Origin of the sequence: Myxococcus sp. AM011, from assembly GCF_013372595.1 — a bacterium.
GTDB classification, from domain to species: Bacteria; Myxococcota; Myxococcia; order Myxococcales; family Myxococcaceae; genus Myxococcus; species Myxococcus eversor.
Genome location: NZ_JABXEM010000683.1, coordinates 1 through 253 on the forward strand (window position 1 = coordinate 1; position 253 = coordinate 253).

The window sequence follows — 253 nt, forward strand, 5'->3', positions numbered from 1 at the left end:
TCGCCTCCTATCGTCAGCGCCTGCACCACCTGGCCCCAGTCGGACAGCTCGTCCCAGTCCTCCTTCCGCACCAGACTGGCGCCCTCCTCTGCGCCCCACATCCGCAGTCGCACCGGCGCGCCCAGGTGTTGCTGAGCGAAGTGGTTGATGGAGATCGCGGTCGCGACGAGCGCGCTGGTTGCCGGGAAGGGATGTTGCAGGTCGCGCGGAGTCCAGCAGCGAGCCGGATTCTGGCGCGCCACGCTGCGTGAGG

At 69.2% G+C, this 253-nt stretch carries 1 pseudogene; it reads right to left on the reverse strand.

Going from position 1 to position 253, the window contains the following annotated elements:
- A pseudogene (locus tag HUW62_RS48015) lies at positions 1-242 on the reverse strand (hypothetical protein); the annotation flags it as partial.
- Between the last annotated feature and the right edge of the window lie 11 nt (positions 243-253).